The organism is Amycolatopsis sp. ATCC 39116 (assembly GCF_000231075.2).
Taxonomy (GTDB): domain Bacteria; phylum Actinomycetota; class Actinomycetes; order Mycobacteriales; family Pseudonocardiaceae; genus Amycolatopsis_E; species Amycolatopsis_E tucumanensis.
In genome coordinates, this window is sequence record NZ_AFWY03000004.1 from 199,583 (window position 1) to 222,327 (window position 22,745).

A 22,745-nucleotide genomic window follows, 5' to 3' on the forward strand; every position below is an offset into this window, starting at 1 on the left:
GGCCCGCCAGGGGCTCGCCGCACCCCGCAGCGGCAGCAGGCCGGGGGCCTCTGCTGCTCGGGCTCAGCTCGCGCCCAGCACAGCGCAACGGGCGCTCTGCCGCGGCGGCAGGCGACCACCGCCGAAGGCGGCCGCAGCGGCAGGCCCCCGCAGCGGCAAGCAGCCCCAGTGGCAGGCCGCCGCACTGGCAGGCCACCCCACCGGCAGGCCACCCCACCGGCAGGCCCCCGCACCGGCAGGCCACCCCACTGGTAAGCAGCCCCAGTGGCAGGCCCCCGCACTGGCAGGCCGCCCCACCGGCAGGCCCCCGCACCGGCAGGCCGCCCCACTAGCAGGCCGCCTGCTGCCGCGGCGGCCCCGGCCGCTCGTGTCGAGGCGTCAAGCCCCCGCCAGCACCTCGCGCAGCCGGTCGATCTCCGACAGCCACGACGGGCGGTCCGGCGCCTCCCAGAGTTCGTCCAGTTCGGACTTCTCCGCGAGCACCCGGTCGATCGCGCGCACCGCCAGTGCTCTCAACTCGCTTGGCAGCACCGGGATCGGCTCCTCCGGCCCGTAGCTGTCGTCCACCGGATCACCGCCCGGGACCTGGGACGCCACGAGCGCGGCCGCCGCCACCGCGAGCATTCCCTCGGGCGCCTCCAGGTACCCCGAGTTGCCCGCCGCCGCCTCCAGCGTCGTCCGGATCAACTCCCCGCGCTCACCGGCAGGCAGGTCGTCCAGCTCGTTCGCGAAGTCGGCGGCCTCGTCGTTGTCGAAGTGCCCGATTCCCCACGTTCCCATTGGTTCCTCCTCGAAGTCGCCGTGATCTTCGCAGGAGGCACCGACAAAAATTAAGCGGTCAGCCACGCCTGCGCGGCCTGGAGGGCGTCCAGCGTGATCTGGTGCCCGCCGTGGTGGCGGTGCACCGTCACCGAGGCCGACCGCTCACGCAGCAGCTGGATGAACTGCTCGTTCGACGGCAGCGGCGCCATCGGGTCGCGTTCCCCATTGGACAGGAACACCCGGGTGGCGCTGAGGTCGTGCGCGGGCGGGTCCGGCACCGGCAGCATCGACGCGAACAACGCCGCCTCCCGCACCACGTCCGGGCGCAACAGGACCAGCGCGCCGCCGATGTTGGCGCCGTTGGAGAACCCGACCGCGACCAGCCGGCGTCCGTCCAGTCCGTACTCCCGGCGTGCGTCGAGCACGAACGACGCCAACTCCTCGGTGCGGGCGCGGACGTCGTCGTAGTCGAAGACGCCCTCCGCCAGCCGCCGGAACCACCGCGCGGCGCCGTGCTCGGACACCGGTCCGGCCGGGGCCAGCAACGCGGCCGACGGGCTCAGCTCCCGCGCGAGACCGACCAGGTCGTCCGGCCCGCCGCCGGTGCCGTGCAGCAGCAACAGCACCGGCGCATCCGGCGAGCCCTCGATGAACTTGTGCTCGAGCGTCATCGGTTGTTCTCGCCCGGGATGTCCAGCTTCGGCAGGGCGCGCTCGATCTGTTCGCGGTCCGGCTCCAGCCACGGCGGCAGCTTCAGCGCGCGGCCGAGCTCCAGCAGCGGCTCGTCGATGGCGAACCCGGGCTGGTCGGTCGCGATCTCCAGCAGCGTGCCGCCCGGCTCGCGGAAGTAGATCGAGCGGAAGTACTGCCGGTCGAGGATCGAGGTGACGTTCACGCCCCGGTCGACGAGCTCCTCGCGCCACGCGGCCTGGCTTTCCTCGTCGGGCGCGCGCCAGGCGACGTGGTGCACGGTGCCCGCGGCGACGAGCCCGCGCGGGGCGTCCGGCGTGACCAGGACGTCGACCATCGCGCCCGGCCCGCCCTCACCGGCGGTGAAGCGCAGGCGGTTGCTGTCCTGGCTGCTGAAGGTCAGGCCCAGCTCGCCGAACATGTCGGCGGTCGCGTCCTCCTTGGCGACCGAGAGGGTCACCGAGTGCAGGCCGCGGATGGCGTGCTCGGCCGGGACGTGCCCGTTGTCCCACGGATCGCGCGGGTCGCCCTGGGGGTGCGCGACGAGCGCGAGCTGGAGGCCGTCCGGGTCGCGAAAGGTCAGGACGTCCTCGCCCTCCCGGTTGGCGATGCGACCGGTGGTGACGCCGGCCTCGGCGAGGTGGTCCTTCCACCAGCCGATCGAGTCGGCGGGCACGGAGAACGCGGTCGTGGTGGCCTGGCCGGTGCCGAGGCGGCCGCTGGGAGCGTCCGGCCACGGGAAGAAGGTCATCAGCGTGCCCGGCTTGCCGGACTGGTCGCCGTAGTACAGGTGGTAGGTGCCCGGATCGTCGAAGTTGACCGTCGTCTTCACCAGGCGCAGGCCGAGCGTGCGCAGGTAGAAGTCGGCGTTGCGCTGGGGGTCGCCGCCGATCGCGGTCACGTGGTGCAAGCCGCTCGTCTTGATGGACATCGTCTGCTCCTTTGCCGGGGCCTCAACCTAACCCGCAGAACCTCTCGCCAGCAAGATATATTCCGAGAAGAGTTCTGGTCGGTATAGTCATGGGGTGACCACTCCCGGCGATGACGAGATCGTGACCTGGTGGGGCCTCGTGATCGAGGGGTACCTCGCCACGCAGGATCGACTCATGGGCGAGATCGCCGAGCGGTTCGGCCTGGCGCCGGCGCCGTTCGACATCCTGCTGCGGCTGGTGCGCACGCCCGGCCACCGGATGCCGATGACGCGCCTGGCCACCGAGGCGGCGCTGTCCAGCGGCGGGTTCACGAAGGTGGCGGACCGGCTGGTCGCGGCCGGGCTGATCACCCGCAAGCCGAGCCCGGACGACCGGCGCGTGACGTTCGCGTGCCTCACCGAGCACGGGCGCGAGGTGGCGGAAAAGGCGCGCCAGGCGTGCGCCGAGATCCTGCGGCGCCGTGTGCTGGAGCCGCTGGGGCCGGAGGCTTCGCAGGCGCTGGCCGACGCGATGCGGACGTTGCGTGAAGTGAACGGCACCAGCTGAAACCCCCGTTGCCTCCAGCGAATTCGCGGCGCACGATTAGTGCTCTCGTGAAGGAGGCGGGCCATGCTCACCAAGTCGACCATCACGCACATGCTCCCGGCGCAGGATGCCGATCGCGCCCGGCACTTCTACGGTGACCAGCTCGGCCTGCGCCAGACCGACACGGGGCCCGACGGCACCTGCTACTTCGAGGCAGGCTCCGGGCACGTGATCGGCCTGCGCCCGCTGCCGGACACCAAGCCGAGCGAGAACACGGTCCTCAGCTTCGAGGTCGAGGACATCTCCGCGGAGGTCCGCGACCTGGAGGAACGCGGGGTGCGCTTCGCCGACTACGACACCGGCGACCTGCGCACCGAGGGGCACATCGCCACGCTCGGCAAGGAGAAGGCGGCCTGGTTCGCCGACACCGAAGGCAACTGGCTCTGCCTCCACCAGGCGATGCGTTAGATCCCCAGCCCCGGGTAGAGCTTCGCGGCGTTGCCGGACAGCACGTCTCGCACGACGGCGTCCGGCAGGCCCAGTTCCAGCAGCGCCCGGACGTTCCGCGCGGCACCCGGGACGCCGGGCCAGTCCGTGCCGAACACGAACCGCCCGGCCAGCCGGGTGAAGTCGAACCGCGCGTAGTACCCCGGCAGCTTCCGCGGCGGCAGGCCGGACAGGTCCAGCCACACGTTGTCGCGCGCCAGCGCCAGGAACGCGGCCACGTCGTACCACCAGCCGCGGCCGCCGTGGGCGAACACGAACTGCACCGACGGGAAGTCCTCCACGACGTCGGCCATCAGCTCCGGGTTGCCGAAGCTCGCGCGGGCGCCGGGGAAGCTGCTCGTGCCCGAGTGGATGATCACCGGCACCCCGCGTTCGGCGCACACGTGGTACGCGGCGTACAACTCCTTGTCCCCCGGCGAGAACGCGCCGTGCACGGGGTGGATCTTCAACGCCACCGCGCCGAGGTCCAGCTGCCGCTCCACCTCGGCCGCCACCGGGTGGTGCAGGTACGGGTTCACGTTCGCCACCAGCCGGAACCGCGTCGGGTTCTCCGCGACCAGCGGCAGGTTGTCCTCGATCGGCTGGATCCCGGTCGCGCGCGGGCTGTACTCGCAGAACAACAACGCGCGGTCGACGCCCTCGGCCTCGAACAACGCGTCCAGCCGCGCGGGCACGACGTTCCCATCCGCGTCGTAGGCCGAGCGCCAGTCGTGCGGGCCCGAGAACCGCTCCGCCCACTCCAGCCACGCCGGTTTCAAGGTGCTCAGCCGCGGCGCGTGGACGTGCGCGTCGACCACGGTGCAGCCGTCGATCACGTGAGCGCCCCCGGCCGCAGCGAATCCCGCACCAGCTCGCGGATCACGTTCCGGCGGATCTTGCCCGTCGCGGTCTTGGGCAGCTCCTCGACACCCACCACGGCACGTGGCCGTTTGAACGCGGCAAGCCCCTCGCGGCAGAAGTCGATCAACGCGTCCGGGTCGACGGCCCGCCCGGCGGCAGGCACGACGCAGGCCACCGGTTTCTCGATGCCGTCGGAGTCCGGCGCCGCCACCACCGCGACCTCGGCGACGTCCGGGTGCTGCAGCAACCGCTGCTCCACCTCGGCCGGCGACACCCAGATCCCGCCCGCCTTTAGCATGTCGTTGAACCGGCCCAGGCACGTGTACGTGCCGTCCGGGTTGCGCACGTAGCTGTCGCCGGTCCGCAGCCACTCGCCCTGGAACACCTGCTTCGACGTCTCGTACCGGCTCCAGTAGCCGAACGCGGTGGACGGCCCGCGCACGTACAGCTCGCCGGGCTGGCCGGTGGTCTCGATCAGCGTGCCGAGCGGGTCGCGGATCTCCAGGTCGTAGCCCGGCACCGCGACACCCGTGGTGCCCGGCACCACCTCGCCCGGCCGGTTGGACAGGAAGATGTGCAGCGCCTCGGTGGACCCGATCCCGTCCAGGATCTCCACCCCGAACCGGTCCCGGAACCGCTCGTAGATCACCGCGGGCAGCGGCTCGCCCGCGGACACCGCCTGCCGCACCGAGGAGAACGTGTCCGGCGGCAGGTCGGCGGCCAGCAGGGCGGAGTAGAACGTCGGCACCCCGAAGAACAGCGTCGGCCGCTCGGCGCGCACCCGGTCGGCGACCAGCTGCGGCGTCGGACGGCCCGGCTCGAACACCGTGCTCGCGCCGGCCGACAACGGGAAGAACGCGGAATTGCCGATGCCGTAGGCGAAGAACAGCTTGGCGACGGAGAAGCACTTGTCGTCGGGGCCGATCCCGAGCACCTGCCTGCCGTAGGTCTCGCACACCGCCCGGATGCTCGCGTGCCGATGCATCGCGCCCTTGGGCTGGCCGGTGGTGCCGGAGGTGTACAGCCACAGCGCGGGCGAATCCGCCCACGTGTCATACGTTTCCCGCGGGTCTGCTGTGGACAGTCGTGTCCAGTCGTGTGTGGACACCCGGGAGAACTGGGCGGCGTCCGCGCGGTCCAGCACGACGTCGGTGACCTCCGGCGCCAGCTCGACCGCCTCCTTCGCGGCCGCGGTGAACTCCCCGGACACGCACAGCACCCTGGCCCGCGAGTCGGCGAGCACCCGGCCCAGCTCGGGCCCGGTCACCATGGTCGACACCGGCACCGGGACCGCCCCGGCGCACATCGCGCCGAGGATCCCGGTGAGCATCTCGACGCCGTCGACCATGCACAGCATGACCCGTTCCTCGGGCCGCACCCCGATGTCCGCCAGCCCGCCGGCGACGCGGTGCACCGCTTCGGAAAGCTCGGCGTAGGACAGCGTGCGCGAGACCGTGACGACCGCGGTGCGGGCGCCGTTGCCGTCCCGGACGTGCCGGTCGACCAGGTAGTCCGCGGCGTTGAACTCGACCATCGCGCCCGCCCTCCGCAGGTTTACAGGTACACGTACTCGTAGTCGAACGGCTTCCCGTTGATGCCCTGTCGCGGCGGGGCGACCCAGCTCGCGATCTTGCCCCGTTCGTACACCGGGTGCATGAGCGAGCGGACGAACGCGAGGTCCTCGTCGGTCGGCAGCCAGTGCCTGCGGCTGCGCTCCCAGGTCGCTTCGTCCACGATCGTCCCGTCCGGCGTGATGTGGTGGCCGGAGTTTATGCCGACTTTCCGGTTGAAACCAGGGTGCGGCAGGCGGAACCGGAAGTCGATGCCGGCGTCGGCGAGGATCTTGTTCCAGCGCTTGACACCGGAGGAGCAGTCGGCGATGTACTCGCCACGCAGGTCGAGGTTGAGCAGCAGGATCTTCTGCATCTCCTCGGTGGTCCAGGTGCCGTCGTCCTGCGGTTTCTCCAGCAGCGCCGCGTCCTCGGTCAGCTGGTGGTCGTCCTTGCGGCGGGTCTCCATCCAGCGGCCCTTGAGCCCGGAGGTGTAGTAGTTGGCCGCGTTGGTCGACGTCTCGCTGCCGAACAGGTCGAGTGAGACGGTGTAGTGGAAGTTCAGGTAGCGCTGGATGATGTCCAGCGGGATGCCGCCGTGCGCGGCGATGTCCATGGTGTCGTGCTCGCGGATCAGCTCGGCGCTGCGCGTCACCACGCGGTCGACACCGGTGGTGCCGACGAACATGTGGTGCGCCTCCTCCTTGAGCATGAACTCGCAGGTGCGCGACAGCGGGTCGAATGCGGACTCCTTCAGCGTGCCCAGCTGGTACTTGCCGTCGCGGTCGGTGAAGTAGGTGAACATGTAGAACGCGAGCCAGTCCGCGGTCTCCTCGTTGAACGCGCCGAGGATGCGGGGCGTGTCCGGGCTGCCCGAGTTGCGGTGGAGCAGCGCCTCCGCCTCCTCGCGGCCCTCCTTGCCGAAGTAGGCGTGCAGCAGGTAGACCATCGCCCACAGGTGGCGGCCCTCCTCCACGTTGACCTGGAAGAGGTTGCGCAGGTCGTACAGGCTGGGCGCGGTCAGGCCGAGCAGTTTCTGCTGCTCCACCGACGCCGGCTCGGTGTCGCCCTGGATGACGATCAGCCGCTGCAGGTCGGCGCGGTACTCGCCGGGCACCTGCTGCCACGCGGGCTCGCCACGGTGCTCGCCGAACGCGATGCGGCGGTCCGGGTCGCGTTCGGAGAGGAAGATGCCCCAGCGGTAGTCCTGCGGCACGACGTGGTCGAAGTGCGCCCAGCCGTCGCGGCCGACGCTGACCGCCGTGCGCAGGTACACGCCCTGGGTTTCCAGCGCCGGGCCCATCTCGGCCCACCAGTGCATGAACTTCGGCTGCCAGCCCTCCAGCGCCCGCTGCAGCCTCCGGTTGTCGGACAGTTCGACGTTGTTCGGGATCTTGGCGTCGTAGTCGATCCTGGTCGGCATCTCACACCCGCTTGCGGTCGAAGGAAGCCTTCTGGCCGGTGCCGTAGCGGCGCAGCGCGCCCTCCGGCCCGGAGGCGTTCGGTCTCGTGAAGATCCAGTTCTGCCAGGCCGTCAGGCGGCCGAAGATCTTGGTCTCGATGGTTTCCGGGCCGACGAACCGGTGGTTGGCCTCCATGCCGGTGAGCGCGTCCGGCGACAGCGCGGCGCGACCCTCCAGCACGATCCGGATCTCGTCCTCCCAGTCGATGTCGTCCGGGGCCTCGGTGACCAGGCCCAGCTCCACGGCCTCGCCCGCGGACAGCCGCCGGTCGCGCTCTCGCTTGAGCCAGTCCAGGTGGTCGTGCTCGCCGTAGAACCGGGATTCCAGGCGGGACAGGCCGTTGCCCATCGGGAAGGCGCCGAAGTTCGCGTCCGACAGCACGAGGCACGCGCGTTCCTCGCTGTCCTCGTCGTCGATCGGCGGGCCGTCCAGCATGTACTGGCGGTCGCAGGCCAGCGCGAGCTCCAGCAGCACCCCCGCGAAGCAACTGCCGGGTTCGATCAGGGCGATGAGGCTGCGGCTGGTGACGTCGAGGCGTTTCAGCGTGCGCTTGTAGTAGTGCAGGACCTCGTTGGACAGCCAGTCTGTGCCGGTGAGCACCTCCCGTTCGGCGGCGAGCACGGCGTCCGGGTCGCCCTCGGTGCGGAAGACCCAGGTGCCCAGCTCGGGTTCGTTGGTGCGCAGGCGCAGGACGAGGTCGTCCAGCTCGCGGGTCAGGGCGAGCAGCCAGCCGTCTGCTTGCGGTCCGCGGACGGTGATCGTGACGACGCCGGCGGCGCGGTCCAGCTCGGCGGTGGTGTTGGGGTAGGTGATGCGGTCGTCTTCTTCGGTGCGGTCGAGCGGTTCGAGCACGATGCCCTGCGCGTCCCGCGGCCGGTTGCTCCGGGCGGCGAGTTCCCGGGCGCGTTGCTCGACGACCGCGCGGAACTCCTGGCGCGGGACCAGCTCGTCGACCAGCCGCCAGTCGACCGCGGTGCGGCCCTTCACGCCGTCCGGGCGGGTGGCGAACACATCGGCGCGGTCCTTGCGGACCCGGCGCTTGTCGGTGACCCGGGTGAGGCCGCCGGTGCCGGGCAGCACGCCGAGCAGCGGCACCTCGGGCAGCGCGACGGTCGAGGAGTTGTCGTCGACCAGCAGGATCTTCTCGCAGGCCAGGGCGATTTCGTAGCCGCCGCCGGCGCAGCTGCCGTTGACCGCGGCGAGGTAGATCTGGCCGGAGTTCTCGGTGGCGTCCTCGATGCCGTTGCGGGTCTCGTTGGTGAACTTGCAGAAGTTCACCTTCCACTCGTGCGGGGAGCCGGCCAGCATCCGGATGTTCGCGCCGGCGCAGAACACCTTGTCCTTGGCGCTGGTCAGGATCACCGCGCGCACCTCGGGGTGCTCGAAGCGCAGCCGCTGGACGGCGTCGTAGAGCTCGATGTCCACGCCCAGGTCGTAGGAGTTGAGCTTCAGCTCGTAGCCGGGGACCAGGCCGCCCTGCTCGTCGACGTCCATCTCCAGCCACGCCAGCGGCGGCTCGATCCGGAGCCGCCAGTGCCGGTAGGAATCCGGATGCCGATCGAATGACACCGTCGTCATGACATCGATTCTCTACAACTTGTTCTCGGTCGTCAACGTTGTGTAGAGAGTGGATCTCGGGCCTGCTCCGCGCGCCGTCGCCGGACGGCGCGGAGCACCTCCAGCGCGCAGGCCAGCTCGTCCGCCCGGACGTCCCCGGCCAGCTCGCGCGCCCAGTCCTCCCGCGCGGATTCGAGCCGGTCCAGCGCCTCCTGGCGGTGAGCACCACCAGCGGCGCGCGCCGGTCGGCCGGTGACGAGCTGCGCCACGAGGTCGGCATCCGGATGGGGGACGGCCAGGTGTTCCGCCCGTTCCTCCGCGGCGCATACAGTCGTCAGCATGGCTGACCTCAAACCCCGGTCGCGGGACGTGACGGACGGGCTGGAACGCGCGGCGGCGCGTGGCATGCTGCGCGCGGTCGGAATGGGCGACGAGGACTTCGCCAAACCGCAGATCGGCATCGCCTCGTCATGGAACGAGATAACACCGTGCAACCTCTCCCTGCAACGGCTGGCGCAGGCGAGCAAGCAGGGAGTGCACGCGGGCGGCGGCTACCCGATGGAGTTCGGCACGATCTCCGTGTCCGACGGCATCTCCATGGGCCACGAGGGCATGCACTTCTCGCTGGTGTCGCGGGAGATCATCGCCGACTCGGTGGAGACGGTGATGGAGGCCGAGCGGCTGGACGGCGCGGTGCTGCTGGCCGGCTGCGACAAGAGCCTGCCCGGGATGCTGATGGCCGCCGCGCGGCTGGACGTCGCGGCGGTGTTCCTCTACGCCGGGTCGATCCTGCCGGGCAACGTGGACGGCCGCGAGGTGACGATCATCGACGCGTTCGAGGCGGTCGGCGCGTGCGCCCGCGGCCTGATCTCCCGCGAGGAGGTCGACAAGATCGAACGCGCCATCTGCCCCGGTGAGGGCGCGTGCGGCGGGATGTACACGGCGAACACGATGGCCTGCGCGGCGGAGGCCCTGGGCATGTCGCTGCCCGGCTCGGCGAGCCCGCCGTCGGTGGACCGGCGGCGCGACCGGTTCGCGCGGGAGAGCGGCGAGGCCGTGGTCGGGATGCTCGCCGCGGGGATCACCGCGCGGGACGTGCTGACCCGCGAGGCGTTCGAGAACGCGATCGCCGTCGTGATGGCGCTTGGCGGGTCCACCAACGCGGTGCTGCACCTGCTGGCGATCGCGCACGAGGCCGAGGTCGAGCTGACGCTGGACGACTTCACCCGGATCGGTGACCGGGTGCCGCACCTGGCCGACGTGAAGCCGTTCGGGCGGCACGTGATGACCGCGGTCGACCGGGTCGGCGGCGTGCCGGTGGTGATGAAGGCGCTGCTGGACGCGGGTCTGCTGCACGGCGACTGCCTCACCGTGACGGGCAAGACGCTGGCCGAGAACCTGGCCGAGCTGGCGCCGCCGGAGCTGGACGGCGAGGTCGTGCGGAAGCTGTCGGACCCGATCCACCCGACCGGTGGGCTCACGATCCTGCACGGCAGTCTCGCGCCGGAGGGCGCGGTGGTGAAGAGCGCCGGGTTCGACTCGTCGCGGTTCGAGGGCACGGCGCGGGTGTTCGACGGCGAGCAGGCGGCGATGGACGCGCTGCCGACGCTGCAGCCCGGCGACGTGGTGGTGATCCGGTACGAGGGGCCGCGCGGCGGGCCCGGGATGCGCGAGATGCTGGCCGTGACGGGCGCGATCAAGGGCGCCGGGCTGGGCAAGGACGTCCTGCTGCTCACCGACGGCCGGTTCTCCGGCGGGACCACCGGGCTGTGCATCGGGCACGTCGCCCCGGAGGCCGCGCACGGCGGCCCGATCGCCTTCGTCCGCGACGGCGACCCGATCGTGCTCGACATGGAGACGCGCACGCTCGACGTGGGGATTTCCGAGGAGGAGATGGCCGAACGCCGGTCCGGCTGGGAAGCGCCCCCGCCCCCGCGCCGCACCGGCGTGCTGGCCAAGTACGCCCGTCTGGTCGGCTCCGCCGCCCAGGGGGCCGTCTGCAACTAGACGTAGTGTTGACGGATCGGGCGTGGGCGCGGATCGAGCCGTTGTTGCCGGTGTGGGTCGGGGTCGGCGGTGGCGGGATCACCGGCAGGTGCTCAACGCGATTCTGTGGAAGCCACGCACCGGCGCTCCGTGGCGTCTGCGGGCGCCCGGAAAAAGGGGGCTGCGCCCCCGGCGTCGAGGCGCTCGCGACAATCCACCTCGCCGTCGATGGCCGCGGGCTGCCGATGCGGGTGCTGCTCACCGGCGGCCGCGCCGGCGACAACCCACAACTATTGCCACTGCTCGACGGCATCGCGGTCGCCCGAATCGGACCAGGCAGACCGCGATGCCGACCCGATCGTGTGGTCGCGGACAAGGCCTACGAGCACCCCTCAACCCGGCAAGCGATGCGAGATCGGCGGATCCGGTTCGTCACTCCCGAGCGCGAGGATCAGACCGCACACCGCGCCGCCAGAGCTTCACGCGGCGGACGACCACCCGCCTTCGATGCCGCGACCTACAAGCGGCGCAACATGGTCGAACGCTGCTCCAACCGGCTCAAACAGTTCCGCGACCTAGCCACCCGTAGTATTGTCGGATCGTTCAACAATCGAATAGTGTCCTCCGCCACTGGGGCGGCACACAGTGCGCCCATCCTGGCGAAGGGGTTCCCACACATGCGTGCGCGACGCTCGTTGTTCGTTGCCCTGGCCACCTCGATCGGCGCGGTGCTCGCGCTGCTCGTCCCGGGAACGGCCGCGGCTTCGGACTACAACATCGCGACGGCCTCGAACGGCCCGAGCGGCAACTACTGGTACTACTGCGTGACGGACACCGGGGTGGAGGGCTGCTACCAGCCCTACGGCGACCTGTTCTACGTCCGCGACACGAAGGCGAACGGGCAAGCGGCCGAGGTCCGCTGGTACAACAACCTGAACGGGGCGCCCTACCGCCAGGGCACGTGCCGGAACAACCTCGGCTCCGGCCACTGGGGCGTGTGCGACAAGGACTTCCGCGAGGACAGCACGATCCGCTTCGGAGTCGACGGCGTGGGCAACGACGCGCGCCTGTACTCGCCGACGCTCTACGCCTGACGCCGCGGCCGGACCGCGGACCCGCGGTCCGGCCCGTCTGCAACTAGAGCGAGCCGAAGAACTGCCGGATGTCCTGCGCCAGCTCCGCGGGGGCCTGGTGCGCCGCGTAGTGGCCGCCGACCTCGTAGGTGTGCCAGCTGACGATGTTCTTGTGGTCGCGCTCGGCGAAGCGGCGGATGGACTGGAAGTCGTTCGCGAAGCCGGCCAGCGCCAGCGGCACCGTGGTCGGCTCGGCGGGCGGCTCGGTCTGCGCGTCCTCCCAGTAGAACCGCATCGAGGACGCCGTCGTGCCCGTCAGCCAGTAGATCGCCAGGTTCGTCACCACGAAGTCGTCGTCGAGGCCGGCGAGCAGCTGGCCGTTCCACCCGGCCAAGCCGGCCGGTGAGTCGGCCAGTGCGTGCGCCAGCGTCTGCGGCTGCTGGGCCTGCAGCTGGTTGAACGCGCCCATCTTCGACCAGAACCACTGCAGGTGCTCCAGCGCGGCGGCCTCCTCGGGCGTCAGGTCGGCCACCTCGGCGGGATCGCCCGACGGGAACGAGAAGATCTGCGTGACGTGCACACCGACGACGTGCTCCGGGTCCACCCGGCCGACCTCGGGTGAGATCAGCGAGCCGCCGTCGTTGCCGACCGCGCCGTAGCGCTCGTAGCCGAGGCGGGCCATCAGCTCGGCCCACGCCTTCGCGACCCGGTACCGGTTCCAGCCGCGCTCGCGGGTCGGGCCGGAGAAGCCGAACCCCGGGATCGACGGGATCACCAGGTGGAAGTCGCGGGACAACGGCTCGATCACGTCGAGGTACTCCACGACCGAACCGGGCCAGCCGTGCGTGAGGATCAGCGGCAGCGCGTCCTCGCGCGCCGACCGGACGTGCAGGAAGTGCACGTTCTGGCCGTCGATCTCGGTGGTGAACTGCGGATAGGCGTTCAATCTCGCTTCGAAGGCGCGCCAGTCGTAGCCGTCGCGCCAGTACTCGACCAGCTCACGCACGCGGGCGACCGGCACGCCGTAGTCGTCGCCGCCGTCGGCGAGTTCTTCGCTGAACCGGGTGCGGGCGAGGCGGTCGGCCAGGTCGTCCAGGTCGGCCTGCGGGACGTTGATGCGGAAGGGCTTGATCTCGGTCATGACACCAAGCTAGGCGGCCAATAGGAAGACTTCGTTCCTATTGATCCGGCAGACTCGGAAAAATGCTGGAGACCTCCGCCCGACTGCTCCGCCTGCTGTCCCTGCTGCAGACGCCCCGCGACTGGACCGGCGCTGAACTGGCCGAACGTCTCGAGGTGAGCACCCGCACCGTCCGCAACGACGTCGAGCGGCTGCGCAACCTCGGCTACCCGGTGCACGGCACGCGCGGCTCGGTCGGCGGCTACCGGCTGGGCGCGGGCGCCGCGCTACCGCCGCTCCTGCTCGACGACGAAGAGGCCGTCGCGGTGGCGATCAGCCTGCGCACAGCGGCCGGCTCCCTCACCGGCGTCGAGGAGACGGCGTTGCGTGCGCTGGCGAAGCTGGAGCAGGTCCTGCCGTCGCGGTTGCGGCGGCGCGTGCAAGCGCTGAGCACCTACGCCGTTCGTGCGCCTGCCGACAGCGAAGGCCCGCGCGTGAGCGCCGAAACCTTGAGCCTCCTCGCCGCCGCGTGCCGCGACCACGAGCGGCTGCGGTTCGACTACACCGGGCACGACGGCACGACCGGTCGGCGCGTGGCGGACCCGTACCGGCTGGTGAACTGGGGAAGCCGCTGGTACCTCGTGGCGTGGGACTGCGACCGCCGCGATTGGCGCACGTTCCGGGTGGACCGGATGGAGCCGAAGATCCCGTCCGGCCCGCGGTTCACCCCGCGTGAGCTGCCCGAAGAGGTGACCGACCGGGTGCGCCGCGGGGTGTCGGCGGCAGCGTGGCGGTACCGCGCGGAGGTGACCGTGCACGCTCCGGCGGACGTGGTGTGTGAGCGGATCAACCCGGCGGTGGGCACGGTCGAAGCGCTCGACGCGACGACGTGCGTGCTGCACACCGGCGCGGACACCGTGCAGAGCATCGCCGTGCACCTGGGTCTGCTGGACGTGGATTTCACCGTGACCGGGCCGCCAGAACTCGTCGATCGGCTGCGGGTCCTGTCGCGGCGCTACCGGAAGGCCGTGTCGTGAAACCGTTCCAGACCAGGCGTCTCGCGGACGCCGTCGAGGTGACCGCACCGGACGGCTCCACCGTCCGTCCACTGTGCACACTTCCGGGCGTGGCGAGTTTCGCGCACTTCGCGCTGGAGCGGGATCAGGTGTCGCGGGCCGTGGCGCACGCGACCGTGGAGGAGATCTGGTACGTCGTCGGCGGCAGCGGCCGGATGTGGCGCAGGCAGGGCACGCGCGAGGAGGTCACCGACCTGGCGCCCGGGGTGTGCCTGACGATCCCGCTCGGCACGGCGTTCCAGTTCCGGGCGGGCGCGGACGGGCTGACGGTGGTCGCGGTGACGACGCCACCGTGGCCGGAGAGCGACGCGGAGGCCGCACCGGCGTCCGGACCGTGGTGACTGTCGACTCGCCGCGACCGTGCGAGGCGCCTTCGAACCGCGCCGACCTGGCCGCAGCACTCGATCACGCTGGCCGCGCGCAGGAAGCTCCGGCGTCACATGGACGCCGGAGCCACCGAGTTCACCGCCGCTGTCGTCGGATCGCCGGCGGAGCCTGAACTCCTAGTACCGGTCCGTGGTGTACGGCGTGCCGCTCTCGATGCTCGGGCTGACCCGCGGGTCGCGGCCCTCCTGCCCGGGCACCGGCGAGACGACCGGGTCGTTGAGCGAGTGGTCCGCCGGGCGCGGGGCGTTCATCCGCGTGTTGATCTGCTCGACGACCTGTTCCTCGCGCTGGCGCGACAGCACGGCGATGGTGATGCCGTGGGCCAGCGCCAGCACCAGCAGGAACACGCCGATGCGTCCCACGATCGCCGTCGGCGTGGTGCCGCCGGGGAAGTCGATCGTCGAGATGAGCGCGAGCACGCCCAGCGTCGCGATGTGGAACAGCACCGCGACCAGCCGGGCCATGGACGCCCCCGATTCCGATTCGCCCTGCCCGTTCGCCAGGTACCGCTTCCCGCTGTGGTAGACGAACTGACCGTCGACCAGGACGATCAGCGCGCCTATCACGAGGAAGGCCACATAGGCGTTCGTGTCCATGACGAGCTCCTCTCCTCACCGTGAGTCGAGTACCCGTCACGCTTCCGAGCGAAACCCGCGAGTCGTGGCAGCTCAGCGCAGGTGGCGCCGCGAATCCGGGGTCCGGGCGGTGATCGCGCGGGCGTCGAGCAGCTCCAGCAACGGCACCGCGACCCGGCGGGTCGTGTCCAGCGCTCGCCGGGCCTCGCTGACCGTGAACGGCTGCGGCAGCGTCCCCAGCACCTCGGCGGCGCGCGGAACCGCGTCGGGGCCGAGGAACACCCCGTCGGCGATCCGGGTCAGCCGCCCGGCGCGCACCGCCGCCGCCAGTTCCCGCGCGCCCAGCCCCAGCTCGGTGAGGTCGTCGGCCTCGGGCGCGCGGAACGGCTGCGACCGGAACCGCTCGTCCAGCCGCGCCAGCGCGGACAGCACCGGCGCGGGCAACCCCGCGCCCGGGCGCCGCACGAGGCCGTCGGCGATCACCAGCCCGGTGCCGTCCAGCGCGGCCGGCACCAGCTCGGCCGCGGGCAGGCCGGCCGCCTGGCGCAACGCCTCCACCGGCATCCCAGCCACCACGGGGTTGCGAGATGACCACTCGTCGAAGCGCGACAGCGCCTCCTCGCGCGCCCGCGCGAGGGCCGCGTCGTCCACGACCCACTCGCCGATCCGCTTGCCCGTCAACGGGAATCCCATCGCCCGCAGCTCGCTCGCGCGGGCGAACGGCGGCGGCGCCACCCGCCCGGCAGCCAGCTCCGCCGCCCGCGCACGCGCCGCACCACGACGCCGCAGCGGCGGCGGCCGCACGTCCAGCACCGTGATCCCGGCCGCGATCCGGTGCTCGCCGGGGTCCCGCAGCAGTCCGGTGTCCCCGATGCGCAGCGGCAACGGTTCCCGCAGCCGCAGCCGCGCCGCGTTCGTCCCCAGTGGACGGACGTGCACCGGTACCGCCGCCGCGCCGAGGTGCAGCACCAGCTCCCGGTGCAGCTCCCCCTGCGCGCGCACCGCGACGTCCACCTCCGAGGTGTGCACCCACGCCCCCGGCGTCAGCAGCGCGTCCCCGCGCCGCACCCGGTCGCGGTCCACCCCGCGCAGGTTCACCGCGACCCGCGCCACCGCGGTCACCTCGGTTTCGGCCGCACCGAGCGACTGCAGCCCGCGCACGGTCACCCGCTCCCCGGCCAGCTCCAGCTCGTCCCCCGCGCGCAGGGTGCCGCCGGCGAGCGTCCCGGTCACCACCGTGCCCGCGCCGCGCACCGTGAACGCCCGGTCCACCCACAGCCGCACGTCCGCCGCCGGATCCGGCGCGGGCAGCCGGTCGACGAGCGCGCACAACGCCCTGCGCACCGGCTCCAGGTCCCCGCCGCGCCCGATCGACACCACGTCGCAGCTCCCGAGGACCGCGAGGTGGGAAAGCGCTTCCGCCGTCGCGGGCCCGGGATCGGCGAGGTCGGCCTTGGTCACGACGAGCAGCGCGTGCCGGACGCCGAGCGCGTCGAGCGCCGCCAGGTGTTCCGCCGACTGCGGCATCCACCCCTCGTCCGCGGCGACGACGAACACCACGGCGGGCACCGGGCCGACTCCGGCGAGCATGTTCGGCACGAACCGCTCGTGCCCCGGCACGTCCACGAACGCGAGCCGCCGCCCGTCGATCTCCGTCCAGGCGAACCCCAGCTCGATCGTCAGCCCGCGGCGCTGCTCCTCCGCCAGCCGGTCCGGCCAGGTGCCGGTGAGCCGCTCGACCAGCGTCGACTTGCCGTGGTCCACGTGCCCCGCGGTCGCTACGACGTACACGCGCGCACCGCCGCGAGCAGCAGTTCGTCCTCGTCCGGGCCGACCGTGCGCAGGTCCAGCAGGCACCGGCCGTGCTCGACCCGGCCCACCACCGACGGCGTCCCGGTGCGCAGCGGCTCCGCCAACGACTCCGGCAGGCTCACCGCGACCGATGGCAGCTCAACCCCGGGCGCGCCGCCGCCACCGACAGCCGAACGGCACGACACCACGCTCGCACCGGGAATCCGCGAGGCCAGCGCGTCCGCCCTCCGGCGCAGTTCCGCCACGTCGGCGACCAGGGCCCGCGCGACCGGCGGTTCGGGCCCGCGCAGGGTCGCCTCCAGCGCGGCGAGAGTCAGCTTGTCGACGCGCAGCGCCCGGGCGGCGGGATGCCTGCGCAGCCGCTCCACCAGCTCGGCCGAGCCCAGCAGCAGCCCGGCCTGCGGGCCGCCGAGCAGCTTGTCACCGCTCGCCGTCACCAGGTCGGCGCCGTCGCGCAGGACCGTGGTGGCGTCCGGCTCGTCCGGCAGGACCGGGTGCGGCGCGAGCAGCCCGGACCCGATGTCGACGACCAGCGGCACGTCCAGCGTGGCGAGCTCGCGCACCGACGCCTCCGCGGTGAAGCCGGTGACGCGGAAGTTCGACGGGTGCACCTTCAGCACGAAGCCGGTGTCCGGGCCGAGCGCCGCGGAGTAGTCACGCAGGCTGGTCCGGTTCGTGGTGCCGACCTCGCGCAGCCGCGCGCCGGTGGACGCCAGCAGCTCGGGAATGCGGAACCCGTCGCCGATCTCGACCAGCTCGCCGCGGCTGATCACGATCTCCTTGCCGGGCGCCAGCGCGAGCGCGACCAGCAGCAGCGCCGCGGCGTTGTTGTTCACCACGTGCACCCCGCCCGCGGCCGGCACCGCCTCGGCGAGCGCGGCCAGCGCGCCACGGCCGCGGCGGGCCCGGCGGCCGGTGGCGAGGTCGAACTCGACGTCCGTGCTGCGCCCCGCGGTGACCACGGCGTCCAGCGCCGCCTGCGACAGCGGCGCCCGGCCGAGGTTGGTGTGCACGACGACCCCGGTCGCGTTCACCACCGGCCGCAGCGTGGTCGCGGACGACGGCAGCGCCGCGATGGCCTGCTCGGCCACCTGCTCCGGCTCGATCTCCCCGGCCCGCGCACGGTCCTGCGCCGCCACGACCGCGGCCTTGACCAGGGCGCGGCCGAGCACGCGCTCCGCCTCGGCCAGGCGCGGGTGCGCGAGCAGCACGTCGGTCCGCGGCACGCGGCGACGGGGGTCCGTCACTCCTCGCTCCTCCCTGGGTGGCGGAGGCGGACGGGAATCGAACCCGCCGGCGACAGCGGCTGCCGCCCAACGGTTTTGAAGACCGCGCCGGTCACCAGACCGGATACGCCTCCTCGGGGGACACCCCATGATCGCAACTTCACGCGGCCCGCGCAGCGCGAACGCGGCACGATGTGGGCATGGGCCATCGACTGACGCAGTACGCGCACGGCGGCGGGTGCGCGTGCAAGATCCCGCCGGGCGAGCTGGAGGACGTGGTGCGCGGGCTGGTCGGCAGGCAGCCGTCCGATCCGGCAGGCGAACTGCTGGTCGGCCTGGACGACGGCGACGACGCGGCCGCGGTGCGGATCTCCGGCGGGCTCGCGTTGATCGCCACCACGGACTTCTTCACGCCCGTCGTCGACGACGCCTACGACTGGGGGCGCATCGCGGCGGCCAACGCGTTGTCCGACGTCTACGCGATGGGCGGCCGCCCGGTGGTGGCGGTGAACCTGCTCGGCTGGCCGCGGGACGTGCTGCCGTTCGAGCTGGCGGCGGAGGCGCTGCGCGGCGGGGCGGACGTCTGCGCCGACGCCGGGTGCCACCTCGCCGGCGGGCACAGCGTCGACGACCCGGAGCCGAAGTACGGGCTCGCGGTCACCGGCGTCGGCGATCCGGATCGCCTCCTGCGCAACGATTCCGCCCGGCCCGGGATGGCGTTGTCGCTGACCAAGCCGCTCGGCATCGGGGTGCTGAACTCGCGGCACAAGGCGACCGGCGAGCGCTTTCCGGAGGCGATCGAGGTGATGACCACGCTGAACGCCCCGGCCGCCAGTGCCGCGCTGGACGCCGGCATCCCCGCGGCCACCGACGTGACCGGCTTCGGCCTGCTCGGGCACCTGTACAAGATGGCGCGCGCCAGCGGGGTGACGGCCGTCGTGAACTCCGCCGCGGTGTCCTATGTGGACGGCGCACGGGCGGCGCTGGCCGAGGGCTACGTCAGCGGCGGCACACGGCGCAACCTCGACTGGGTGCGGCCGCACGCCGACCTGTCCGCGGTGGCCGAGGAGGAGGCCCTGCTCCTGGCCGACGCCCAGACCTCGGGCGGCCTCCTGCTGGCAGGCGAGATCCCGGGCGCCCCGGTGATCGGCGAGTTCGTCCCGCGCGGGGAGCACGTCGTGGTGGTGCGCTGATCTAACCTGATCGCCATGGGGGACGACGAGCTGATCGCAGGCGTCCTATTCGGTGACGACGCGCGCGACCTGCTCGCCGAGGAGCGGATCCCGCTGCGCGAGGCGCGCGAGGCGTTGTCCGCGGACCCGGAGCTGCGCGAACGGCTGACCACCGGGCGCGACACCTTCCTGCGCGACCCCGCCTTCGAGGGCGTGATCACGTCGAGGCTGCCCGAGCACCGGCTCGTCGACCTCCGGCTCGCCGCCGCCTTCGCCGTCGTGTTCGGCTACCACCTGCTGCTGGTCCGGGCGTGGCCGCAGCTGCCGTGGGGGTTCGCCGCGTTCGCGGTGGCCGCCTACCTCGCCGTGCTCGCGATCGCCTGCCGCATCGGGTACCGCTGGATCGCGCCGCTGCGCGGGCTGTTCCGCCGCGTCGGCGCGTTGCCCGTCGAGGACCTGTGGCGGGTGTACGCGGTCGAGCAGATCGTGTGGCCGGCGCTGGTCCGCTACGTCGAGGAGAAGCGGACTCCGCCGGACAGCACCGAGTTCGCCTACCGCGCGGTCGACGGCCTCTACCGCGAATCCCCCTCCGCGACGCCGGTCATCACGGGCGCCGGGGAGCGTCTGCGCACCGCCGTCGCGCGGTCGGAGACCGGGGCGATCGCGCTCGCCGGGCACCGCGGGGTCGGCAAGACCACCGCGATCCGGTTCGTGGCAGGCGGGGTGCTCGGTGATCCGGACCGGCCGCCGCTCGCCGTGGTCGCGTCCGCGCCCGCCCGCTACGACGCCCGCGACTTCGTCCTCTACCTGCACGCCCTGCTGTGCAAGGAGGTCATCACCCGCACCCATGGCGCCGGGCAACCGCAGCGGTGGGCGACGTTCGCCCGCCTGGCGGCCCCGGTCCGGCGACGGGAACGGGCCGCGCACGTGGTGCGCTCCCTGCTGGCCCACCTCGTCGCGATCGCGGTGCCGGTGCTGCTCGGCGCCTGGGCGTGGGGGCGGACGCCGCTGGAGTTCGTCACCGATCCGCCGCCGCTGTTCCGCGATCTGACCGGCTGGCGGATCGCGGTCCTGGTGCTCGCCGCGCTCGTCGCGCTGGCCGTCGTCGCCGACCTGAGCGCGTTCGCCTGGCGGGCGGCGCGCGGACTGCGTCCGTTGCGGCCGGCCGACCCGCGCCTGCGTGAGCTGCGCGCGGTCGCCGGGCAGCAATTGCGGCGCATCCGGTTCCTGCAGACCTACACCACCGGCTGGTCCGGCAAGCTCACCCTGCCGCTGAAGAGCGAGGCCGGGTGGACCCGCTCCACGCAGAGCGCCGAACAGCAGCTCAGCTACCCCGAGGTCGTCGACGAGTTCCGCGCCTTCGCCGAGCACGCGGCCGAGGTACTGCGGGCCACCGGCGTGACCGAGCGGGTGGTCATCGCGATCGACGAGCTGGACAAGATCGCCGAGCCGGAGAAGGCCCAGGAGCTGATCAACGACATCAAGGGCGTCTTCGACGTGCCCGGGTGCCTGTTCCTGGTGTCGGTGTCGGACGACGCGATCGTCTCCTTCGAGCGCCGCGGCATCCCGGCGCGCGACGCGTTCGACAGCGCCTTCTCCGAGATGGTGCGGCTGGACAACTTCACCCCGGACGACACGCGGAACTGGATCAGCCGCCGCGTGCTCGGGCTGCCGGAGCAGTTCGTCTGCCTGTGCCACTGCCTGTCCGGCGGCCTGCCCCGGGACCTGCGGCGCACGGTCGTCGAACTGCTCGACGTGCCTGCCGGGCAGCAGCTGAGCGCGGTCGTCGAGGTGCTGGTCCGGCGCGAGCTGGACCGCAAGGCGCACGCCTTCACCGGGGCCGCGCGCGGCATCGAACCCTCGCCGGAGCGGTCCGGGCTCATCGCGGACCTGGTGTCGATCCCGACCGTGCGCGGACCCGGGGAGCTGCGCGCGCTGGCGACGAAGATCGACTCGGGCGACGGGCTCGCCGCGCTGCGCACGCAGGCCGCCGCGTACCTGCTGTTCAGCGCGACGATCCTGGAGGTGTTCACCGACGACCTCACCCGCGACCGGCTCTACGGTGTGCCCGGCGGCGAACCGCAGCTGCTCGCGCTGGCCCGGCAGCAGATGGCGTTCGACCCGCGGGTGTCGATGGACCTGCTCGCCTCCTTCCGCGCCGCCCGCGGGCTCGCCGTGGAATAGCGCCTGTTCGGCGGCGGTTTCCACGGATATGGCCGACCTTGCCGAAGAAGTCCTGAAAGCCGCGAACACCATCGCCGTGGTGGGCCTGAGCCGTGACCCGGCGAAGGCCGCGCACTCGGTTCCGGCCGCGATGCAGGCCGCCGGGTTCCGGGTGATCCCGGTGCACCCCTCCGCCGACGAGCTCCTCGGCGAGAAGGTCTACCGGAGCCTCGCCGACATCCCCGAGCCCGTGGACATCGTCGACGTCTTCCGCCCGGCGCGCGAGGCGCCGGGGGTGGCGGAGCAGGCTGTCGCGATCGGGGCGAAGACGTTGTGGCTGCAGCAGGGCATCGTCTCGGCGGAGGCCCGGCGCATCGCCGAGTCCGGCGGGCTGAACTACGTCGAGGACCGGTGCATCGCGGTCGTCCGCGCCCTCGCCCGGATCCGGAAGTGAGTCAGGCGCAGCGCGCGGTCAGCCCGCCGTCCACCGGCAGGCAGACCCCGTTGACGTAGGCCGCCTCGTCCGAGGCCAGGAACACCGCCGCGGCGGCCACGTCCCACGGGCTGCCCATCCGCCCCGTCGGGCTGGCCGCGTGCCGCCGCGCCAGCTCACCGGGATCGGCCGCGATGCCGCGTGTCACCAGCGGCGTCTCGATCAGCCCCGGCAGGATCGCGTTGACCCGGATCCCGGCATCCGCGTACCGCAGCGCCAGCGCGACCGTCAGCTGGTTCACCGCCGCCTTCGCCGAGCTGTAGGCCGGGTAGACGTAACCGGTGTCGCGGATCGCGGCGATCGACGAGACGTTCACGATCGCGCCGCCGCCTGCCGTGAGCATCCGCGGCACCACGTGCTTGCAGGTCAGGAACACCGGCCGCAGGTTCACCGCGAGCGCGGCGTCCCACTCCGCCAGTGACAGGTCCGCCACGTCCCCGACCCGCGTCGCGCCGACGTTGTTGTGCAGCACCGACGGCGGCCCCAGCTCGGACGCGGCCTCGACCGCTTCGGCCACCTGCGCTTCGTCCGTGACGTCCGCGGTCAGCGCCAGCGCGTCACCGCCCGCCGCCGTGATCTCCGCGGCAGTGCGCGTCGCCTCCGCGGCCCGGATGTCGATCGCCGCGACCCGCGCCCCCTCCCGCGCGAAGGCGAGCGCGGCCGCCTTGCCGTTGCTCATCCCGTCACCGCTGGAGCCCGCGCCGAAGACGAGCGCCACCTTGCCGGCCAGTCTCCCCATGCCCCGCAGTATCGGCACGCCACCGGCCTGCCCGGAACCGACGGACGTCGAAGACCGCGCGGCGGCCGTTCCGAAAACCGGAGGAACGGCCTGGTGG

General features: G+C 72.3%; 22 protein-coding genes, 1 tRNA gene and 1 pseudogene. 10 read left to right on the forward strand and 14 right to left on the reverse strand.

Going from position 1 to position 22,745, the window contains the following annotated elements; all coding sequences use genetic code 11:
• Positions 1-378: 378 nt before the first annotated feature.
• The 3 genes from AMY39116_RS0307130 to AMY39116_RS0307140 are packed head-to-tail and all read right to left on the reverse strand — an operon-like array spanning position 379 to position 2,383.
• Positions 379-780 carry a DUF4259 domain-containing protein gene (locus AMY39116_RS0307130; RefSeq protein ID WP_020417001.1) on the reverse strand — a complete coding sequence of 134 codons (402 nt, stop codon included), beginning with the start codon at positions 778-780 and terminating at the stop codon, positions 379-381.
• A gap of 50 nt (positions 781-830) precedes the next feature.
• A complete protein-coding gene (locus AMY39116_RS0307135) occupies positions 831-1,433 on the reverse strand; it encodes an alpha/beta hydrolase (RefSeq protein WP_020417002.1) in 603 nt (200 codons plus the stop codon).
• A complete protein-coding gene (locus AMY39116_RS0307140) occupies positions 1,430-2,383 on the reverse strand; it encodes a ring-cleaving dioxygenase (RefSeq protein WP_020417003.1) in 954 nt (317 codons plus the stop codon). Before AMY39116_RS0307140 ends, AMY39116_RS0307135 begins: the two co-directional genes overlap by 4 nt.
• A gap of 94 nt (positions 2,384-2,477) precedes the next feature.
• Here AMY39116_RS0307140 and AMY39116_RS0307145 point away from each other — a divergent pair, with 94 nt between their 5' ends.
• Both AMY39116_RS0307145 and AMY39116_RS0307150 read left to right on the forward strand, forming a co-directional pair.
• Positions 2,478-2,930 (forward strand): MarR family winged helix-turn-helix transcriptional regulator, encoded by a 453-nt coding sequence (locus tag AMY39116_RS0307145; protein WP_020417004.1) that lies wholly within the window; start codon positions 2,478-2,480, stop codon positions 2,928-2,930.
• Between the two features lie 63 nt (positions 2,931-2,993).
• Entirely contained in the window at positions 2,994-3,377 is a 384-nt protein-coding gene (locus AMY39116_RS0307150; protein ID WP_020417005.1) for a VOC family protein, read from the forward strand.
• On the opposite strand, the gene AMY39116_RS0307155 is transcribed toward AMY39116_RS0307150, so the two are convergent.
• The 5 genes from AMY39116_RS0307155 to AMY39116_RS45975 are packed head-to-tail and all read right to left on the reverse strand — an operon-like array spanning position 3,374 to position 9,167.
• A complete protein-coding gene (locus AMY39116_RS0307155; protein WP_020417006.1) occupies positions 3,374-4,231 on the reverse strand; it encodes an amidohydrolase family protein in 858 nt (285 codons plus the stop codon). The genes AMY39116_RS0307150 and AMY39116_RS0307155 overlap by 4 nt on opposite strands.
• Positions 4,228-5,790 (reverse strand): benzoate-CoA ligase family protein, encoded by a 1,563-nt coding sequence (locus AMY39116_RS0307160; RefSeq protein ID WP_020417007.1) that lies wholly within the window; start codon positions 5,788-5,790, stop codon positions 4,228-4,230. Before AMY39116_RS0307160 ends, AMY39116_RS0307155 begins: the two co-directional genes overlap by 4 nt.
• A 20-nt stretch (positions 5,791-5,810) precedes the next feature.
• A complete protein-coding gene (gene boxB, locus AMY39116_RS0307165; protein ID WP_020417008.1) occupies positions 5,811-7,229 on the reverse strand; it encodes a benzoyl-CoA 2,3-epoxidase subunit BoxB in 1,419 nt (472 codons plus the stop codon).
• Position 7,230: 1 nt separating this feature from the next.
• On the reverse strand, positions 7,231-8,847 hold the full coding sequence (boxC, locus tag AMY39116_RS0307170) for a 2,3-epoxybenzoyl-CoA dihydrolase (RefSeq protein ID WP_020417009.1): 1,617 nt from the start codon (positions 8,845-8,847) through the stop codon (positions 7,231-7,233).
• 32 nt (positions 8,848-8,879) lie between these two features.
• Positions 8,880-9,167, reverse strand: coding sequence for a hypothetical protein (locus AMY39116_RS45975; RefSeq protein WP_157358450.1), 288 nt, complete (start codon positions 9,165-9,167; stop codon positions 8,880-8,882).
• Between AMY39116_RS45975 and ilvD the strand changes: the two genes are divergently transcribed.
• The 3 genes and pseudogenes from ilvD (at position 9,166) to AMY39116_RS47365 (ending at position 11,906) form a co-directional block, all read left to right on the forward strand.
• A complete protein-coding gene (ilvD, locus tag AMY39116_RS0307180; RefSeq protein ID WP_020417011.1) occupies positions 9,166-10,833 on the forward strand; it encodes a dihydroxy-acid dehydratase in 1,668 nt (555 codons plus the stop codon). The genes AMY39116_RS45975 and ilvD overlap by 2 nt on opposite strands.
• Positions 10,834-10,883: 50 nt before the next feature.
• Positions 10,884-11,390, forward strand: a pseudogene (locus AMY39116_RS48060) (transposase); the annotation flags it as partial.
• A 99-nt stretch (positions 11,391-11,489) separates the two neighbouring features.
• Positions 11,490-11,906, forward strand: coding sequence for a hypothetical protein (locus AMY39116_RS47365; RefSeq protein ID WP_020417012.1), 417 nt, complete (start codon positions 11,490-11,492; stop codon positions 11,904-11,906).
• A gap of 43 nt (positions 11,907-11,949) precedes the next feature.
• Here AMY39116_RS47365 and AMY39116_RS0307190 read toward each other — a convergent pair whose 3' ends face one another.
• Positions 11,950-13,026: an epoxide hydrolase family protein gene (locus AMY39116_RS0307190; RefSeq protein WP_020417013.1), complete on the reverse strand. Its 1,077-nt coding sequence runs from the start codon at positions 13,024-13,026 to the stop codon at positions 11,950-11,952.
• Between the two features lie 62 nt (positions 13,027-13,088).
• Here AMY39116_RS0307190 and AMY39116_RS0307195 point away from each other — a divergent pair, with 62 nt between their 5' ends.
• Both AMY39116_RS0307195 and AMY39116_RS0307200 read left to right on the forward strand, forming a co-directional pair.
• The gene (locus AMY39116_RS0307195) at positions 13,089-14,042 is read left to right on the forward strand and encodes a YafY family protein (RefSeq protein WP_020417014.1); all 954 of its coding nucleotides are present in this window, start codon (positions 13,089-13,091) and stop codon (positions 14,040-14,042) included.
• Complete coding sequence (locus AMY39116_RS0307200; protein WP_020417015.1) at positions 14,039-14,422, forward strand: hypothetical protein; 384 nt, start codon at positions 14,039-14,041, stop codon at positions 14,420-14,422. Before AMY39116_RS0307195 ends, AMY39116_RS0307200 begins: the two co-directional genes overlap by 4 nt.
• 162 nt (positions 14,423-14,584) lie before the next feature.
• Here the strand turns inward: AMY39116_RS0307200 and AMY39116_RS0307205 are convergent, their stop codons facing one another.
• The 4 genes from AMY39116_RS0307205 to AMY39116_RS0307220 form a co-directional block, all read right to left on the reverse strand.
• Positions 14,585-15,064 (reverse strand): hypothetical protein, encoded by a 480-nt coding sequence (locus AMY39116_RS0307205; RefSeq protein ID WP_020417016.1) that lies wholly within the window; start codon positions 15,062-15,064, stop codon positions 14,585-14,587.
• Positions 15,065-15,136: 72 nt separating this feature from the next.
• Positions 15,137-16,834, reverse strand: a complete 1,698-nt coding sequence (locus AMY39116_RS0307210; protein WP_020417017.1) for a SelB C-terminal domain-containing protein — start codon at positions 16,832-16,834, stop codon at positions 15,137-15,139.
• A complete protein-coding gene (gene selA, locus AMY39116_RS0307215) occupies positions 16,822-18,102 on the reverse strand; it encodes an L-seryl-tRNA(Sec) selenium transferase (protein ID WP_027935715.1) in 1,281 nt (426 codons plus the stop codon). Before selA ends, AMY39116_RS0307210 begins: the two co-directional genes overlap by 13 nt.
• A gap of 18 nt (positions 18,103-18,120) precedes the next feature.
• Positions 18,121-18,215 (reverse strand) — tRNA-Sec (locus AMY39116_RS0307220).
• 66 nt (positions 18,216-18,281) lie between these two features.
• On the opposite strand from AMY39116_RS0307220, the gene selD reads away from it, so the two are divergent.
• The 3 genes from selD to AMY39116_RS0307235 are packed head-to-tail and all read left to right on the forward strand — an operon-like array spanning position 18,282 to position 21,870.
• Positions 18,282-19,274: a selenide, water dikinase SelD gene (gene selD / locus AMY39116_RS0307225; RefSeq protein WP_020417019.1), complete on the forward strand. Its 993-nt coding sequence runs from the start codon at positions 18,282-18,284 to the stop codon at positions 19,272-19,274.
• A gap of 15 nt (positions 19,275-19,289) precedes the next feature.
• Entirely contained in the window at positions 19,290-21,437 is a 2,148-nt protein-coding gene (locus AMY39116_RS0307230) for a P-loop NTPase fold protein (RefSeq protein WP_020417020.1), read from the forward strand.
• A gap of 28 nt (positions 21,438-21,465) precedes the next feature.
• Positions 21,466-21,870 (forward strand): CoA-binding protein, encoded by a 405-nt coding sequence (locus AMY39116_RS0307235; RefSeq protein ID WP_020417021.1) that lies wholly within the window; start codon positions 21,466-21,468, stop codon positions 21,868-21,870.
• Between the two features lies 1 nt (position 21,871).
• Here AMY39116_RS0307235 and AMY39116_RS0307240 read toward each other — a convergent pair whose 3' ends face one another.
• Positions 21,872-22,648, reverse strand: a complete 777-nt coding sequence (locus AMY39116_RS0307240) for an SDR family NAD(P)-dependent oxidoreductase (protein ID WP_020417022.1) — start codon at positions 22,646-22,648, stop codon at positions 21,872-21,874.
• Positions 22,649-22,745 lie beyond the last annotated feature (97 nt).